The sequence below is a fragment of the Leifsonia sp. 563 genome (assembly GCF_040545055.1).
Taxonomy (GTDB): Bacteria; Actinomycetota; Actinomycetes; order Actinomycetales; family Microbacteriaceae; genus Leifsonia.
In genome coordinates, this window is the sequence record NZ_JBEPLE010000009.1 from 31,933 (window position 1) to 47,402 (window position 15,470).

The 15,470-nt window shown below is 70.6% G+C and carries 16 protein-coding genes and 1 tRNA gene; 12 read left to right on the plus strand and 5 right to left on the minus strand.

Annotated elements, in window-relative coordinates; genetic code table 11:
* Position 1 precedes the first annotated feature (1 nt).
* Complete coding sequence (locus ABIC47_RS19170) at positions 2-997, minus strand: SDR family oxidoreductase (RefSeq protein ID WP_018190315.1); 996 nt, start codon at positions 995-997, stop codon at positions 2-4.
* Between the two features lie 156 nt (positions 998-1,153).
* Between ABIC47_RS19170 and ABIC47_RS19175 the strand changes: the two genes are divergently transcribed.
* Both ABIC47_RS19175 and ABIC47_RS19180 read left to right on the plus strand, forming a co-directional pair.
* On the plus strand, positions 1,154-2,401 hold the full coding sequence (locus tag ABIC47_RS19175) for a mechanosensitive ion channel family protein (RefSeq protein WP_354483139.1): 1,248 nt from the start codon (positions 1,154-1,156) through the stop codon (positions 2,399-2,401).
* A complete protein-coding gene (locus tag ABIC47_RS19180; RefSeq protein ID WP_354483142.1) occupies positions 2,398-2,826 on the plus strand; it encodes a hypothetical protein in 429 nt (142 codons plus the stop codon). Before ABIC47_RS19175 ends, ABIC47_RS19180 begins: the two co-directional genes overlap by 4 nt.
* Position 2,827: 1 nt before the next feature.
* Here the strand turns inward: ABIC47_RS19180 and ABIC47_RS19185 are convergent, their stop codons facing one another.
* Complete coding sequence (locus ABIC47_RS19185) at positions 2,828-3,553, minus strand: alpha/beta fold hydrolase (RefSeq protein ID WP_354483144.1); 726 nt, start codon at positions 3,551-3,553, stop codon at positions 2,828-2,830.
* 208 nt (positions 3,554-3,761) lie between these two features.
* Between ABIC47_RS19185 and msrB the strand changes: the two genes are divergently transcribed.
* From msrB to ABIC47_RS19205, 4 genes are all read left to right on the plus strand, one after another.
* On the plus strand, positions 3,762-4,208 hold the full coding sequence (msrB, locus tag ABIC47_RS19190; protein WP_354483147.1) for a peptide-methionine (R)-S-oxide reductase MsrB: 447 nt from the start codon (positions 3,762-3,764) through the stop codon (positions 4,206-4,208).
* An 11-nt stretch (positions 4,209-4,219) separates the two neighbouring features.
* Entirely contained in the window at positions 4,220-4,729 is a 510-nt protein-coding gene (gene msrA / locus ABIC47_RS19195) for a peptide-methionine (S)-S-oxide reductase MsrA (protein ID WP_089875181.1), read from the plus strand.
* A 91-nt stretch (positions 4,730-4,820) separates the two neighbouring features.
* Positions 4,821-5,681: an ABC transporter ATP-binding protein gene (locus ABIC47_RS19200; RefSeq protein ID WP_354483150.1), complete on the plus strand. Its 861-nt coding sequence runs from the start codon at positions 4,821-4,823 to the stop codon at positions 5,679-5,681.
* The gene (locus tag ABIC47_RS19205) at positions 5,678-6,490 is read left to right on the plus strand and encodes an ABC transporter permease (RefSeq protein ID WP_354483153.1); all 813 of its coding nucleotides are present in this window, start codon (positions 5,678-5,680) and stop codon (positions 6,488-6,490) included. Before ABIC47_RS19200 ends, ABIC47_RS19205 begins: the two co-directional genes overlap by 4 nt.
* Before the next feature lie 61 nt (positions 6,491-6,551).
* Here the strand turns inward: ABIC47_RS19205 and rlmC are convergent, their stop codons facing one another.
* Complete coding sequence (gene rlmC / locus ABIC47_RS19210; RefSeq protein ID WP_354483156.1) at positions 6,552-7,676, minus strand: 23S rRNA (uracil(747)-C(5))-methyltransferase RlmC; 1,125 nt, start codon at positions 7,674-7,676, stop codon at positions 6,552-6,554.
* 112 nt (positions 7,677-7,788) lie between these two features.
* Between rlmC and ABIC47_RS19215 the strand changes: the two genes are divergently transcribed.
* From ABIC47_RS19215 to ABIC47_RS19230, 4 genes are read left to right on the plus strand one after another with little or no spacing between them, the layout of a single operon-like run.
* Positions 7,789-8,574, plus strand: a complete 786-nt coding sequence (locus ABIC47_RS19215) for a DeoR/GlpR family DNA-binding transcription regulator (protein WP_231918894.1) — start codon at positions 7,789-7,791, stop codon at positions 8,572-8,574.
* Positions 8,571-9,521 (plus strand): hexose kinase, encoded by a 951-nt coding sequence (locus ABIC47_RS19220; protein ID WP_354483159.1) that lies wholly within the window; start codon positions 8,571-8,573, stop codon positions 9,519-9,521. Before ABIC47_RS19215 ends, ABIC47_RS19220 begins: the two co-directional genes overlap by 4 nt.
* Positions 9,522-9,562: 41 nt before the next feature.
* A complete protein-coding gene (locus ABIC47_RS19225; RefSeq protein WP_354483162.1) occupies positions 9,563-11,650 on the plus strand; it encodes a PTS fructose transporter subunit IIABC in 2,088 nt (695 codons plus the stop codon).
* Between the two features lie 31 nt (positions 11,651-11,681).
* The gene (locus ABIC47_RS19230) at positions 11,682-11,951 is read left to right on the plus strand and encodes an HPr family phosphocarrier protein (protein ID WP_018190327.1); all 270 of its coding nucleotides are present in this window, start codon (positions 11,682-11,684) and stop codon (positions 11,949-11,951) included.
* Positions 11,952-11,979: 28 nt separating this feature from the next.
* Here ABIC47_RS19230 and ABIC47_RS19235 read toward each other — a convergent pair.
* Both ABIC47_RS19235 and ABIC47_RS19240 read right to left on the minus strand, forming a co-directional pair.
* Positions 11,980-12,055 (minus strand) — tRNA-Arg (locus tag ABIC47_RS19235).
* A gap of 86 nt (positions 12,056-12,141) precedes the next feature.
* Complete coding sequence (locus tag ABIC47_RS19240) at positions 12,142-12,756, minus strand: hypothetical protein (RefSeq protein ID WP_018190328.1); 615 nt, start codon at positions 12,754-12,756, stop codon at positions 12,142-12,144.
* A gap of 141 nt (positions 12,757-12,897) precedes the next feature.
* Between ABIC47_RS19240 and argS the strand changes: the two genes are divergently transcribed.
* Both argS and ABIC47_RS19250 read left to right on the plus strand, forming a co-directional pair.
* Positions 12,898-14,586 carry an arginine--tRNA ligase gene (gene argS, locus ABIC47_RS19245; RefSeq protein WP_020075233.1) on the plus strand — a complete coding sequence of 563 codons (1,689 nt, stop codon included), beginning with the start codon at positions 12,898-12,900 and terminating at the stop codon, positions 14,584-14,586.
* 18 nt (positions 14,587-14,604) lie between these two features.
* Positions 14,605-15,402: an LmeA family phospholipid-binding protein gene (locus tag ABIC47_RS19250; RefSeq protein WP_089875196.1), complete on the plus strand. Its 798-nt coding sequence runs from the start codon at positions 14,605-14,607 to the stop codon at positions 15,400-15,402.
* Positions 15,403-15,470 lie beyond the last annotated feature (68 nt).

Consider the following 15,470-nt stretch of genomic DNA (forward strand, 5'->3'; position numbering starts at 1 on the left):
CTCAGCCGAGCGCGCGGGCGTGCTCCACGAGGCGGTCGAACGCGGCATCCAGGTCGGGATCGACACGCTGCCGCTCCTGGTCGGCGAGGTACCACTCCACGATCTCCCCGGCACCGCGGGCGAACGGCACCCGCGCACGGAACCCGGGAACCATCGCCTTGATCTTGCTGTTGTCGAAGTGCATCGAGTGCGCCTTATCGCCGAGGAGGCCGGGGCCGACCTCGGGGATGACGGCGGCGATCGACTCGCTCGACACGTGCACGAGTTCGGCCTCGACGCCGAGCGCCTCCGCCAGGTAGCAGTAGATCTGATCCCACGTCGGGGCCTCGTCGCCGGTGATGTGGAAGGCGTCTCCGACGGCCTCCGGACGGCCGAGCAGTCCGACGAACCCCACCGCGAAGTCGGTGTTGTGCGTGATCGTCCACCGGCTCGTCCCGTCGCCGTGCACGACGACGGGGGCGCCTCGGCGCATCCGCTCGAGGTCGGTCCAGTGACCGGACGTCGGGATCATCGTGCGGTCGTAGGTGTGCGACGGCCGCACGATCGTGACGGGGAAGCCGCGGTCGCGGTACGCCTCCATCAGCGCATCCTCACAGGCGATCTTGTCGCGCGAATACTGCCAGAACGGGTTGCGCAGCGCGGTGGACTCGGTCACCGGCACGCGCGACGGCGGCTTCTGGTAGGCGGAGGCGGAACTGATGAAGACGTACTGCCCGACCCGGCCCTCGAACAGGTCGAAGTCGGTCGTGATGTGCTCGGGCGTGAAGGCGAGGAACTCGGCGGCGACATCGAAGCTCCGCTCGCCCAGCGCGCGGTGCACGCTCTCCGGGTCGCGGATATCGGCGTGCAGCACCTCGACGCCGTCGGGGAGGGGACGGGTCGAGCTGTTCCCGCGGTTCACCACCGTGACCTCGTGGCCCTGCTCGAGGGCCTCCGCCACGCACGCCGAGCTGATGACGCCCGTCCCGCCGATGAAGAGTGTCCGTGTCGCTGCCATTCCCGCTCCTTTACGCGTCCTGCGTCGCCGATCGGCGGACGTCGCCCGAATGGCCAGGCTAGTCCGCTGGCCCCGCGCTTGCGAGGGCGGGTCGACCCTCCGGCGGTGCGCGCGTACACTCCTTCGCGAATTCGACCCCGAGGAGTCCTCCCACCCGTGTTCCCCCTCCACAGCTGGCCCGGCCTCGCCGTCGCCTGCCTCCTGGCCGTCGTCGTCGCGGTCGCCGTCACGGCCATCCTGGCGGTGGTGCTGCGTCTGATCGGCCGGAGGAGGCAGTGGCCCGAGCTGCTGATCCGCCACGTCCGCGTGCCGTTCCGGCTGTTCCTCGTCGTGATCGTGCTGTGGATCGCGGTGGCCGTCAGCATGCCGCCGGAGGTCACGGCGGCCTGGCGGAGCGGCATCAATCACACGTTCCTCATCCTGAGCATCGCCACCGGCGTCTGGTTCGTCGCCGCCTTCGTCGTCTTCGTGGAGGACCTCGGGCTCGCGCGCTACCGGCTCGACGTGCCGGACAACCGCTACGCGCGGCGCGTGCGCACCCAGGTGCTCATCCTGCGGCGGCTCACCATCGTGGCGGCGGTCGTCATCGGCCTGGGAGCCGTGCTGCTGACGTTCCCCGCGCTGCAGGCGGCGGGCGCGAGCCTGCTGGCCTCCGCAGGCGTCATCGGGATCATCGCCGGTGTGGCCGCCCAGTCGAGCCTCGCGAACCTGTTCGCCGGCATCCAGCTCGCGTTCTCCGACGCCATCCGCATCGACGATGTCGTCGTGGTGGAGCAGCAGTGGGGCACCATCGAGGAGATCACGCTCACCTATGTCGTCGTGCACGTCTGGGACGACCGCCGACTCGTGCTCCCATCCACCTACTTCACGACGAAGCCGTTCGAGAACTGGACGCGCCAGCACAGCGAGCTGCTCGGCTCGATCGAGTTCGACCTCGATTGGCGGGTCTCGACCGGCGGGATGCGCGCGGAGCTCAACCGCATCCTCGCCACCACGGATCTGTGGGACCACCGCACCGGCATCCTCCAGGTCACCGACGCCATCGGAGGGTGGGTGCGCGTTCGGGTGCTCGTCACCGCGAAGGACGCACCGACGCTGTTCGACCTGCGCTGCCTGGTCCGCGAGCGGCTGATCGACTGGATGCAGCGGTACTCGCCCGCGTCGCTCCCGCGACAGCGGGTGGAGCTCGTCGAGCCGCCGGAGCCGCGCGACCGGCCGGCGCGCGCCCGCAGCGAGGAGGAGGGCCGCCTGTTCAGCGGTACACCTGAGAACGAGCAGCGCGCGCAGCAGTTCACCGATGCCATCCCGATCATCCGGGACAGCGACGGCGACCTCGACGCCGACGCCGACCGCACCGCCGCGGCCGCCGAGGTGGCGAGCCCGAGAGACGAGGAGAACCGATGACCGACGGACCGGACGAACAGCACACGCGACCCGAGGGGCTGGACGACGCGACGGTGGAGGCGCTCGGCAGCCTCAGCGAGGCGCTCGAGGTGGTCGAGCATGCGCGCGGACTCCTCTACGGTTTCCACCGCCTGACCGGGAAGGCCGACTTCACGCTCGGCGAGGCCGTGGAGAAGCTGCGTGACGCAGGCCACGCCGACCTCGCCGACCGCATCGAGCGCGAGCTGCTCGGCCGGAACGTCATCGAGGGACGGTGGACGTTCCAGATCGTCGAGGACTACGACGACGGCTACTACGCCCTCTTCCGCGACCTCGAGCGCGAGGCGCGGGACCGGCTCGCCGGGGGCCGCCGCCACCTCTACGAGGCGGAGCTCAAGGAGCAGCGGCGCACCCACGGCGAACCGGGCCACGAGGCCCGCCCGTGACTCAGGAGAGGGACTCGGCCGCCGCGACGATCGTGCCGGTCACGACATCCGGGGCGGCCAGCATCGACACGTGCCCTGCGGCCGTCTCCACGATCGTCGCCTGCGCGCGCTCGGACATCCGCCGCTGGAGCGCTGGAGGGATGATGCGGTCCTCGGTGCCGACGACGGACCAGACGGGGAGGTTCTGCCACGCGGGAGGGCCGGCCGCGATGACGTTGGCGGCGAGCGCGATCGGCCGCTGACCGGCGGCGATCAGGTCCTGGTCGGTCTCGGAGAGGTCCTGGGCGAAGAAATCGCGGACCGTCGATGCCTTCAGGTACGCGTCCGCATCGCCTTCCGGCGCCCCGGGGTAGCCGACGATGTCGAGCACCGTCGTCGGGTCGGGGACGTCGAGGGCGGACCCGGAGCCGGCGAGCAGACCGACGACGTTCTCTCCCTCGTCGGGGATGAACGCATCCACATAGACGAGGGCCCGCACATCGCCGCCGCCCAGCCCGGCGCCGCTGACGACGGCGCCGCCGTACGAGTGCCCGGCGAGGACGACCGGCCCCTCGGTGTGCTGCGCGAGGAAGGCGGCGACGTAGGCGGCATCCCCTGTCACCCCGCGGAGCAGGTTCGGCGGCGCGTAGACGGTGAATCCTCGCGCACGGAGATCCGAGATGACGGGGTTCCAGCTGGAGGCGTCCGCCCAGGCGCCGTGGACGAGGACGATGGTGGGATTCGGCATGGATGTTCCTTCGCTCTGTGCTGTGAACGGGTGGGTGACGCTCTCGGAACGCCGCCAGGCTAGGGGGCGGCATCGGCGTGCGTCTACCCCTTTCCGTTCGGCCTTCGCGCACTCGGCGAACTCACAGGATCAGCGGGACCATCCCGGAGTGCTCGGGTGTTCCATCTACTGACGGCGCCGCAGCCAGCGCGCCGCACGAGGAGGAAACGTGACACAGGACTACCGCAAGGACCCGGATGCCCTCGCCCAGCTGACGCCGCGCCAGTACGCGGTCACGCAGGAGGCCGCCACCGAGCCCGCCTTCCGCAACGAGTTCTGGAACAACCACGAGGAGGGGCTGTACGTCGACATCGTGTCGGGGGAGCCGCTGTTCGCGTCCGTGAACAAGTACGACAGCCGCTCGGGATGGCCGAGCTTCACCGTTCCGGTGGAGCCCGCGAACATCGTCGAGAAGGTGGACCGCACCTACGGGATGGTGCGAACCGAGGTCCGCTCGGCCCACGGCGACAGCCACCTGGGTCACCTGTTCGACGACGGGCCCGCCGAGGCAGGCGGCCTGCGCTACTGCATCAACTCCGCCGCCCTCCGCTTCGTCCCGCTCTCCGAGCTCGACGCGGCCGGCTACGGCGACTACACGAAGCTCTTCGAGAAGTAAGGACACAGAAAATGACTGAGAAGGCCATCCTCGCCGGCGGATGTTTCTGGGGCATGCAGGACCTCATCCGCAAGCTCCCCGGCGTGACGAGCACCCGCGTCGGCTACACCGGGGGCGACGTCCCCAACGCCACCTACCGCAACCACGGCTCCCACGCCGAGGCGATCGAGATCGAGTACGACCCGGAGCGGACCACCTACCGCGACCTGCTCGAGTTCTTCTTCCAGATCCACGACCCGTCGACGAAGAACCGCCAGGGCAACGACGTCGGCACCAGCTACCGTTCCGCGATCTTCTACGAGAACGACGAGCAGCGCCGCGTCGCCGAGGACACCATCGCCGACGTGGACGCGTCAGGGCTGTGGCCCGGAAAGGTCGTCACCGAGGTGACCGCCGCCGGTCCCTTCTGGGAGGCCGAGCCGGAGCACCAGGACTACCTGGAGCGCATCCCGTGGGGCTACACCTGCCACTTCGTGCGCCCGGGCTGGAAGCTGCCGAAGCGCGAGACCGCGGCGAGCTGAGCGATCCGAGCGATCTGAGCGATCCGAGCGATCTGAGCGACATCACCGGCCGGTGGACACACGTCCACCGGCCGGTTGCCATACTGAGGCCGTGAGCAGCGACAGCGCGGTGACGGTCCGGGAACTTCGGAAGTCCTACGGATCGTTCGACGCCGTGCGGGGGATCGACTTCGACATCCACGCGGGGGAGACGTTCGCCCTGCTCGGCCCGAACGGCGCCGGTAAGAGTACGACGATCGAGATCCTCGAGGGATACCGTGACCGGTCGTCGGGCGACGTGTCCGTCCTCGGTGTCGACCCGGCCAGAGGCGGGACGAAGTGGAAAGCACGACTCGGAATCGTCCTCCAGACCGGCGCGGAGGCGACGAACGTCACCGTCCGCGAACAGCTCACCCACTTCGCACGGTTCTACCCGACGCCGCGCGACGTCGACGAGGTGATGGCGGCGGTCGGGCTCTCCGACAAGGCCAAGGCGCGCGTCCGCAGCCTGTCCGGCGGCCAGCGCAGGCGGCTCGACGTGGCGCTCGGCGTCATCGGCCGGCCCGAGCTGCTGTTCCTCGACGAGCCCACCACCGGTTTCGACCCGGAGGCGCGGCACCAGTTCTGGGAGCTGATCCGTTCGCTGAAACGCGAGGGGACCACCATCCTGCTCACCACGCACTACCTCGACGAGGCCGCCCAGCTGAGCGACCGCGCGGCCGTGATCGCCGAGGGACGGCTCGTCGACATGGGCGCCATCCACCAGCTCGGGGGAGCGGCGGCCCGCGTCCCGATCGTGCGCTGGCGTGATGCGGACGGCATCCCGCGCTCCGAACGCACCGACACGCCCGCGGCCGTCGTCGCGAGGCTGACCGCGGAGACCGGCGGCGAGCCCTCCGACCTCGAGGTCATCCGGCCGAGCCTGGAAGATGTGTACCTCGACCTCGTCCAGCGGGCGGGAGCGGAGTCGTGAGCGCCCTCGGCCTGGGGATCGAGCGGGCCAGGTACGAGACGATCACCTACTTCCGCCAGCCGGACACGATCTTCTTCACCTTCCTGTTCCCGGTCGTGATGCTCGGCATCTTCTCCGTGGCGTTCCAAGGGATGGGGGACGTCGGAGCGGCGCCGGACGGCACGGGAGGGATCAGCCAGGCCGCCTACTACCTGCCCGCCATGATCGCGGCGGGCATCCTGCTCTCCGGCGTCCAGAACCTGGCCGTCGACATCGCGGGGGAGAAGAGCGACGGCACCCTGAAGCGCCTCGGCGGCACCCCGCTGCCGGTGATCTCGTACTTCATCGGGAAGATGGGCCAGGTGCTCGCGACGAGCGTGCTGCAGATCGGCCTGCTGCTCGTGGTCGCCCGGTTCGCGTTCGACGTCGCGCTCCCGACCCAAGCCGAGCTCTGGTTGCGGTTCGCGTGGATCTACCTGCTCGGCATCGTGACGTCCGCCGTGCTCGGGATCGCGCTGTCCTCCATTCCGCGCACCGGTCGGAGTGCAACGGCCGTCATCATCCCGATCGTCCTGATCCTGCAGTTCATCTCCGGCGTCTACATCCCCTTCAACGTGCTGCCGACCTGGCTGCAGAACGTGGCCAGCGTGTTCCCGCTGAAGTGGATCGCCGAGGGGATGCGCAGCGTCTTCCTGCCGCCGGGCTTCGAGGCGCGGGAGCCGGGAGGCAGCTGGCAGCTCGCCGGGATCGCGATCGTGCTCTCGGTGTGGCTGGTCGTCGGTCTGCTGGCGAGCCGGATCACGTTCCGCTGGATCCGCAAGGACACCTGAGCGGAAGGACACCTGAGCGCGCGGACGCCTGAGCGCGTGGACGCCTGAGCGGAGGCGTCGCTCAGCGGCGCTCGAGCAGCACCGCCACCTCCATGTGCCCGGTCTGCGGGAACATGTCGAGCACCCGGCCGGCCCGGACCCGGTACGACGGCATGCGCGCGAGGTCGTGCGCGAGGCTCTTCGGGTTGCAGCTGGAGTACACGACGCTGCCGACTCCGGATCCCTCGAGCCACCCGGCGAGCTCTGCTCCGATCCCGCGGCGCGGCGGATTCACGATCACGAGCTCCGGCGCCGCCGCTGCGGACACGGCGAACGCCGTCGCGTCACCGGCACGGAACGCCACCTGCGGCAGTCCGGCGGCGGCCGCCGTCGCCCGGGCACTGCGCACGGCCTCCCGGCTGGTCTCGACGCCGACCACCCGGCGTCCGGGAGCAGCGACATGCAGGGCGAACCCGCCGACGCCGCAGTACAGGTCCCACACCGAGGCCGGGCCGATCTCGTCGACCCAGGCGGCGACCTGCCCGTAGAGGGCGGTGGCCACGTCGGTGTTGGTCTGGAAGAAGCTCTGCGGCCGGAGGCGCAGCGACACGGGTCCAAGACGCATCGTGAGGGTGGACTCCCGGGTGAGCACGACCTCCGTGTCGCCCTCCACGACCGCCTTGTGCTCGGGCTGCACGTTCACCGTGACGACGCGGGCGTTCGGCAGGTCGCCCAGCAGCCGGCCGAGACCGGCGCGCACGCGCGCGACCGTCTGCTCCGAGCGGGCGACGAAGCGCACCATGAGCTCGTGGTCCGGCGACTCGGTGACGAGCACGTACTTCAGCTCGCCCTGGCGCTCGGGGACGCGGTACGGCTCCAGCCGCTGCCGCGTGATGAACCGCGCGAGCACGGGCAGCGCAGCGCGGATGCCGGGGGAGCAGATGCCGCATTCGCGCAGGTCGACGCCGCGGCCGGCTTCGTCGAGGATGCCGATGGTCGGCTGCTCCACGGAGCCGCCGATCACCATCTTGGCCTTGTTGCGGTATCCCGCTTCGGCGCTCGCGACCGGCGCGAGCCAGGTGGCGTCGCCGTAGGGGGCGAGCAGGTCGCGGGCCAGGCGGTCCTTGCCGTCGAGCTGCTCCGCGTACGGGACGCCCATCAGCGTGCACGAGCGGCATACGCCGGCGTCGAAGTAGGAGCAGTCCATCGGAGTGTCGATTCTACGGGCCGCCCGCCGACGGCAACAGAAAACCACATCTGTATGTTGTTTTCTCTGTGAACGTGTTGTAACGTGTGGGAAACCAACGGAGGGACACCGCGTGTACGCAATGGAGCGCCAGGGGCTGATCGAGCGGATGCTGCTCGACGACGGCCGCGTCGCCGTCGTCGACCTCGCCCAGCGATTCGGGGTCACGACCGAGACCGTGCGCCGCGACCTGGACGCGCTCGAGCAGTCCGGTGCGCTCCGGCGGGTGCATGGCGGAGCCGTCGCGATCGACCGCGTCAGCACCTCCGAGGTCTCCGTCTCAGAGCGCACAGCGCTGCGGGCGGACACCAAGCAGCGCATCGCCGCGCGGGCGCTGGACATCCTCGGAGACGGCTTCCGCGGCTCCCTCTACCTCGACGCGGGCACGACCACCGCCGCCGTCGCCGAACTCCTGCCCGACCGGCTGTCCGGCACACGCGGCGAGGCCGAGGTCGTGACCCACTCGCTGGCCGTCGCGCCAGCGCTGGCCGGAACCGAGCGCGTGTCGCTGACCGTGATCGGCGGGCGCATCCGCGGGGTCACCGCCGCCGCGGTCGGCGCCGGGACCGTGCGGTCCATCCACTCGCTGCGCCCGGACATCGTGTTCGTCGGCGCCAACGGCGTCTCGGCCGGCTTCGGCCTGAGCACGCCGGACCCGGAGGAGGCCGCCGTGAAGGAGGCCATCGTCCGCGCTGCGCGCCGGGTCGTCGTCGTCGCCGACTCCAGCAAGTTCCAGCAGGAGTCGCTCGTCGCCTTCGCGCCGCTCGACGCCATCGACCTGCTCGTGACGGATGTCGCGCCGGAGGGCGCCCTGGCCGAGGCGCTGGCCGCGGCGGATGTCGAGGTGTGGTCCGCATGATCGTCACGCTCACCGCCAACCCGTCGCTCGACCGCTCCGTCACGCTCGGCGCCCCGCTGCTGCCCGGCGAGGTCCAGAGTGCGGTCGGGGCGCGGGAGGATGCGGGCGGCAAGGGCATCAATGTCACGCGGGTGATCGCCGCGGCCGCCGTCCCGGCTCTCGCCGTCCTGCCGCTCGCCGCGGACGACCCGTTCGGGGTCGCGCTGCAGTCGGCCGGTGTGCGCACGCGTCCCGTCCCCATCCACGGCCACGCCCGCGCGAATCTCACCATCACCGACCCGGCCGGCATCACGACCAAGCTCAACCTGCCGGGCACGATCCTCGAGCCCGCGGAGAGCGCGGCACTCGTCGCGGCCGTCGTCGACGCGTGCGCGGGCGCACGCTGGCTCGTGCTCGCCGGATCACTCCCGCCCGGTGCGGGGGACGACTTCTACGTGACCGTCATCCGTGCGGTCCGTGATCGCTGGCGGGACGACGCACCGAAGATCGCGGTCGATACGTCGGGCGACGCCCTGCGTGCCGCCGTCTTCGACGGGCAACCGGACCTGATCAAGCCGAACGAGCAGGAGCTCGCCGAGCTGACGGGCACGGGCCGGCCGGATCCGGACGGGCTGGTCGACGCGGTCCTCACCGCAGCCGGCCCCCTCGTCCCGGAGACGGTGGGCGCGGCGCTGATCACGCTCGGCGCGCAGGGTTCCGTCCTCGTCACCGCCGACGGCGCATTCGTCGCCGAGGCGCCGCGCATCCGGGTGCGGAGCACGGTCGGTGCCGGCGACAGCGCCCTCGCGGGCTACCTGCTGGCCGACCTCGCCGACGCCGCCCCAGCGGACCGGCTCGTCAACGCGGTCCGTTACGGCTCGGCCGCCGCATCCCTGCCGGGCACCCAGGCCCCACGCCCCCTCGACCTGCCGCCGGGCGACATCCGCGTCGCCGCGCTGCATCCCTGAACCCCATCCACCTGTCACCCCGAACCACCCTGGAGGACACCGTGTCATCGAAGACCATCATCCCCGAACTCGTCGAGCTCGACGTCGGCCATGCGGACAAGAGCGAGGTGATCCGCGAGCTCGCCGCGCACGTCGTCGCGCAGGGACGGGCGACGGACGCCGACGCCCTCTACGAGGATGCCTGGGCGCGCGAGCAGAAGGACGAGACCGGGCTGCCGGGCGGCATCGCGATCCCGCACGCGAAGAGCACGGCCGTGACCGTGCCGTCCCTGGCGTTCGCCCGGCTGAAGCCCGGCGTCGACTTCGGCGCCTCCGACGGCCCGGCCGACCTCGTCTTCCTCATCGCCGCCCCCGCCGACGCGGCGGAGACGCACCTCGCGGTGCTCTCGAAGCTCGCCCGCAGCCTGATGCTGGACGAGTTCACCGCCGGTCTCCGTGCCGCGAAGACGCCGCAGGCCGTCGTCGCGCTCGTCGACGAGGCGATCGGCGAGGGGGAGGCCACTGTTGCGGCGCCCGCCGCCGCACCGCAGGCGGCCCGCCCGGATGCCGCCGTCGCCGACGGCCTCCTCATCGACGGCCGGCCGGCCCGGATCGTCGCCGTCACCTCCTGCGCGACCGGCATCGCCCACACGTTCATGGCCGCCGACGCGCTCACCGCGGCCGGCAAGAAGTCCGGTGTCGACCTGGTCGTCGAACCGCAGGGTTCGAGCGGTTACCAGGCGCTCCCGCAGAGTGTGATCGATGCCGCCGACGCGGTCATCTTCGCCAACGATGTGGATGTGCGCGAAGAGGCGCGCTTCGCCGGCAAGCCGGTCGTCCGCTCGGGGGTCAAGCGCGGCATCGAGCAGCCCACGGCCCTCGTCGCGGAGGCGGTCGCCGTCGCGAAGGACCCGAACGGCGCCCGCGTCCAGGCCGGCGCCAACACGACGTCCGGGGCATCGTCCGCGCCGTCCCAGAACGTGTCGTGGGGCCGCAACCTCCAGCGCATCCTGCTCACGGGCGTCAGCTACATGATCCCGTTCGTCGCGGGCGGCGGGCTTCTCGTCGCCATCAGCTTCCTGCCCTTCCTCGGCGGGTACGGCATCGCGCTGGCGCACGGCGACTCCGGCGTGAACAACGCCGTGTACACGCTGCAGCACTTCGCGATCTGGAACCTCCCGCCGGAGGGGCTCGGCTACTACCTCGGCGCGATCGCGTTCGAGATCGGCAGCGTGAGCCTGGGCTTCCTGGTGCCTGCACTGGCGGGATACATCGCCTTCGCCATCGCCGACCGGCCGGGTATCGCTCCCGGTTTCGTCGCCGGCGCCATCGCCGTCTTCATGAACGCCGGGTTCCTCGGCGGCCTGGTCGGCGGTCTGCTCGCCGGGTTCGCGGCGTGGCTGATCGGGCGTCCCACCGTCCCGCGGTGGCTGCGCGGCCTGATGCCGGTGGTGATCATCCCGCTCGGGGCGTCCATCATCGCGTCCGGGTTGATGCTGCTCATCCTCGGTGCCCCGATCGCCTGGCTGATGACCCAGCTGAACGGCTTCCTCAACGGTCTGAGCGGCGGCGGGGCGATCGTGCTCGGCATCATCCTCGGACTGATGATGTGCTTCGACCTCGGCGGACCGGTCAACAAGGTCGCCTACGCGTTCGCCGTCGCCGGCCTGGCGCAGCAGACGGACGCCAGCTTCCAGGTCATGGCCGCCGTCATGATCGCCGGAATGGTGCCGCCGCTGGGCATGGCTCTCGCCTCCACCGTCCTGTACCGGCGCGGTTTCACCGAGGTGGAGCGCGAGAACGGCGCGGCTGCCTGGCTGCTCGGCGCCTCGTTCATCTCCGAGGGCGCCATCCCGTTCGCCGCGGCGGACCCGCTCCGCGTCATCCCCGCGAACCTCGTCGGGGGAGCCGTCGCCGGCGGCCTCGCGATGGCCTTCGCCGTCGAGTCGCGCGCCCCGCACGGCGGCGTTTTCGTCTTCTTCGCGATCGACCCGCTGTGGGGCTTCCTGCTGGCTCTCGTCGCCGGAACGGTCACCACCGCCCTGATCGTGACGGCTCTGAAGCGGTTCACCGCTCCCGGCCGCAGGGTCGAGTCGGCGCCGGCCGACACCACCGCCGAGCAGCCGGTCCGCGAGACCGTGGCCGCGTAACCATCCGACACTCAGAACGAGGACACATCCCATGACCGAACGTCACGCCACCATCGCCAGCTCCTCAGGACTCCATGCCCGACCCGCCAAGCTGTTCGTCCAGTCGGTGCAGGAGAAGGCCATCCCGGTCACGATCGCCGTCGGCGACGGACCCGAGCTGGATGCGCGCAGCATCCTCTCGCTCATGGGTCTCGCCGCAAGCAAGGGGACGGTCGTCACCCTGCGCTCGGACGCACCGGGCGCGGAGGGAGCCCTCGACGAGCTCGTGGAGCTGCTCGAGACGGACTTGGACGCCGTCTAGGAACGGGCTCGATCCCGAAGGAGTCGGATGGTGCCCCCAGTAGGATTTGAACCTACGGCCTTCTGCTCCGGAGGCAGACGCTCTATCCCCTGAGCTATGGGGGCCAGGGTGTTCTCCAGGCTAGCATCCCGTCGGCCGCCGCCGCGAAATCGGCGGGGCCGGCGGGTGTTCGCTGAGAACGGGTCCCCGGTCAGGACGCGGGGATGTTCGCCAGCACGTTCTGCATCAGCGGCGCCGCGTCACCCGGCTCGAAGAACGCGCCCGACTCGGACACGATCCAGTAGGGGCCGCGGAAGATCTGCACCTGGCCGCTGCTGCCGGCCTTGAAGTAGCCCTCGATCTCCGGCGGGACGCCGTAGGTCGGCACCGGCTTCGCGTCGGTGATCGCCACGTTCTTCAGGTTCTCCATGGCGTCCGACGGCGGCTTCGCGACCGCGATCTGCACGACGTCGCCGCTGGTCTGGTTCTTCCAGGCGCACGAGACGCCCTGCCAGTCGACGATCTTCTTCTCGAGCGTGCCGTCCTTGGGCGCATAGTCCGGATCCGGGCCGTAATTCGGGTTGAACGCGTAGAGCTGGTCCGCGGTGAGCACCTGATCGCAGGTGATGCCGACGGGCGTCGGGGGAGCGGTCGGCGTCACCACCGGAACGGGCGTCGCCGTCGGGGTCTTGGTGGCCGACGCGGAAGCGGTCGGTGTCTTCGACGGCGTGGGCGTCGGCGTGCAGCCGGCGAGCGCCGCGGATGCGAGGAGGCCTGCCGCGACGGTCGCGGTCAGAAGGGCGAAACGGCGGGTGGATGAAGGCATTCGGCTTTTCGTCTCTCTGTTCGGCACGCCGTGCGGGAGCGCGCGTCGCGATGACCCTATCAATTCGCGCGCCGCGAACCCGACGGCCCGCCGTGCCCCGCCGACGCCGTGCCCTGCGGCCGCCCGGTAGAATCGATCCTCATGACTCCCGCTGACCTCTCCGCCGCCCTCCTCGACATCGTGACGACGGTGGTCGAGCAGCGACGAGCGGCCGGCGCGGACATCCCCGAGCTCGCTCTCACGGTCGACGACGTGCCGCTGGAGCGCCCGAAGAACCGCGACCACGGCGACTGGGCGTCGAACGTGGCGATGCGCCTCGCGAAGAAGGTCGGGGCGAACCCGCGCGAGCTCGCCGAGCAGATCGCCGCGGCCGCCGCCGGCATCGACGGTGTGGCGTCCGCCGAGGTCGCCGGTCCCGGCTTCATCAACTTCCGCCTGGAGGCCGCGGCCGCCGGGCAGCTAGCCAAGACCATCGTCGAGTCCGGCGACGCGTACGGTCGCGGCGACGTCTACGACGGCCTGACCGTGAACCTGGAATTCGTCTCGGCCAACCCGACCGGCCCCGTCCACATGGGCGGCGCGCGCTGGGCGGCTGTCGGCGACAGCCTGGCCCGCATCCTGCAGGCCGAGGGCGCCGACGTGACCCGCGAGTACTACTTCAACGACCACGGGTCGCAGATCGACCGGTTCGCGCGCAGCCTGCTCGCCGCCTACCTGGGCGAGCCGACGCCGGAGGACGGCTACGGCGGCGGCTACATCGGCGAGATCGCCGAGCGTGTGGTGCAGGGATTCGACGGCGACCTCGCCGCCCTTCCGCGCGAGCAGCAGCAGGAGGTGTTCCGCTCGGCGGGCACCCAGTTGATGTTCCAGGAGATCAAGGACCGCCTGCACTCGTTCGGCGTCGACTTCGACGTCTACTTCCACGAAGACTCCCTGCACGAGTCCGGCGCGGTCGACCGTGCCATCGCGCGACTGCGCGAGCAGGGCCACATCTTCGAGGCCGACGGCGCGATCTGGCTGCGCACCACGACGTTCGGCGACGACCGCGACCGCGTCATCATCCGCTCCAACGGCGAGCCCGCCTACATCTCCGGCGACCTCGGCTACTACCTCGACAAGCGCGAGCGCGGCTTCGAGCAGAACATCATCATGCTGGGCGCCGACCACCACGGCTACATCGGCCGCATGATGGCCATGGTCGAGGCGTTCGGCGACAAGCCGAACGAGAACCTGCAGATCCTCATCGGCCAGATGGTCAACCTGGTGAAGGACGGCGAACCCGTCCGCATGTCCAAGCGCGCGGGCACCATCGTGACGCTCGACGACCTGGTGGATGCGGTGGGCGTCGACGCCGCGCGCTACGCCCTGGTGCGCTCCTCGACCGACTCGCAGCTCGACATCGACCTCGACCTGCTGACCAAGCGCAGCAACGAGAACCCCGTCTACTACGTGCAGTACGCCCACGCGCGCACCCGCTCGGTGGCGGCGAACGCCGAGAAGGCGGGAGTCGACCACAGCGCCTTCGCGCCGGAGCTGCTCACGCACGAGACCGAGTCGGCGCTGTTGGGCGGTCTGCAGGAGTTCCCGCGCGTGGTCGCCCAGGCGGCCGAGCTGCGCGAGCCGCACCGCGTCGCCCGCTACATCGAGGAGCTCGCCGGCCTGTACCACGCCTGGTACGCCGTCCGCGACGGCTCGACGCGCGTGCTGCCGCACGGCGAGGAGCCGGTGACCGACCTGCACCGCACCCGCCTCTGGCTGAACGACGCGACCGGCCAGGTGATCCGCAACGGCCTCGGCCTGCTCGGGGTCTCCGCGCCGGACCGCATGTAGCGAACGGATGACGACCGGATGAGCGACAACACCACCCAGGTGATCCCCGAGCCGCAGGCCGCAGCGACACGTCGTCGGCGTCCGCGATGGCTGCGCCTCCTGCTCGCCATCGGCATCCCGGTCGTCGTGATCGTGGTGCTGCTCGTCGTGGTCGACACGGCCGCGCGTGCCTACGCCGAGCAGCGGGTGTCCGACGAGATCGAGAAGAACCTGCCGGCCGACATCCGCGGCGAGGTGAGGACGCACATCGGCGGCTTCTCCGTGCTGCAGCAGTACCTGTCCGGCTCCTTCCAGAGGGTCGAGCTGGATGCGCCGAAGCTCGTCGTGCAGGGAGCCCCGCTGAGCGCGACCGTCGTCGCCACCGGCGTCCCGGCGGACTTCTCGAAGCCCATCGCCGATGCGACCGGCACCTTGCGCATCAGCCAGGAGTCGCTGAACACCCTCGTGAAGATCCCCGGAGCGACCGGAGACATCACCCTCGGCGACGGCACGATCGGCTACGACGGGAAGATCGACCTGCTCGGCCTCCCCGTCGGCTACACCGTGACAGCGACGCCCGAGGCGGCCGGCAAGCAGGTGCTGCTGAAGCCGGACAAGGCCAACCTGACGACCGGGGCCGGCGACGTCAACCTCAGCCGTCTGCTGCAGGCGCTGACCTCGCAGGGCCCGTTCCCGGTGTGCGCGGCGCAGTACCTCCCCGACGGCGTCGAGGTGTCCGACATCCAGGTGACCCCTGGCCACGCCACCGTCGAGCTGACCGCGAGCGACTTCGTCCTCGACCAGAAGTTCATGGCCAGCAAGGGGAGCTGTTCGTAACACGCACCGACCGTGTCGTGCGGCCTGGATAGACTTCTGCTGTCATCTCCACCGGCTTCAGGGGCCAA

What these genes read in the sequence shown, in the direction of transcription:
- ABIC47_RS19170 (WP_018190315.1), bottom strand. Translation starts at nt 997, where the DNA reads ATGGCAGCGACACGGACACTCTTCATCGGCGGGACGGGCGTCATCAGC.
- ABIC47_RS19180 (WP_354483142.1), top strand. Translation starts at nt 2,398, where the DNA reads ATGACCGACGGACCGGACGAACAGCACACGCGACCCGAGGGGCTGGAC.
- ABIC47_RS19185 (WP_354483144.1), bottom strand. Translation starts at nt 3,553, where the DNA reads ATGCCGAATCCCACCATCGTCCTCGTCCACGGCGCCTGGGCGGACGCC.
- msrA (WP_089875181.1), top strand. Translation starts at nt 4,220, where the DNA reads ATGACTGAGAAGGCCATCCTCGCCGGCGGATGTTTCTGGGGCATGCAG.
- rlmC (WP_354483156.1), bottom strand. Translation starts at nt 7,676, where the DNA reads ATGGACTGCTCCTACTTCGACGCCGGCGTATGCCGCTCGTGCACGCTG.
- ABIC47_RS19220 (WP_354483159.1), top strand. Translation starts at nt 8,571, where the DNA reads ATGATCGTCACGCTCACCGCCAACCCGTCGCTCGACCGCTCCGTCACG.
- ABIC47_RS19230 (WP_018190327.1), top strand. Translation starts at nt 11,682, where the DNA reads ATGACCGAACGTCACGCCACCATCGCCAGCTCCTCAGGACTCCATGCC.
- ABIC47_RS19240 (WP_018190328.1), bottom strand. Translation starts at nt 12,756, where the DNA reads ATGCCTTCATCCACCCGCCGTTTCGCCCTTCTGACCGCGACCGTCGCG.
- argS (WP_020075233.1), top strand. Translation starts at nt 12,898, where the DNA reads ATGACTCCCGCTGACCTCTCCGCCGCCCTCCTCGACATCGTGACGACG.
- ABIC47_RS19250 (WP_089875196.1), top strand. Translation starts at nt 14,605, where the DNA reads ATGAGCGACAACACCACCCAGGTGATCCCCGAGCCGCAGGCCGCAGCG.